At 41.8% G+C, this 361-nt stretch carries 1 pseudogene; it reads left to right on the top strand.

The features are described from left to right. Positions 1-361, top strand: a pseudogene (locus ACVCXO_RS02965) (hypothetical protein); the annotation flags it as partial.

Below are 361 nucleotides of genomic sequence, written 5' to 3' on the forward strand. Positions count from 1 at the left end.
TCCATGTATCGGAGGAACATTATCCAATGTAGATTTAACAGACACAACAAGTGACTGGGCAACTGCAGATTGTGATGGTGATGGAGTAAGTAACTTAGACGAAGTAGATCCTGATGGAGACGGCGTTCAAGGACCAAACGATACCGATCCAAATGATGCATGTGAGTTTACAGCAGCAGATATTACATTACCTGTAACAGCAATCACAGATTGTGATGGTGATGGAGAAACAAGTGATACGGATCCAAATGATACCGATCCATGTATCGGAGGAACATTATCCAATGTAGATTTAACAGACACAACAAGTGACTGGGCAACTGCAGATTGTGATGGTGATGGAGTAAGTAACTTAGACGAA

The organism is Lacinutrix sp. MEBiC02404, assembly GCF_053601575.1.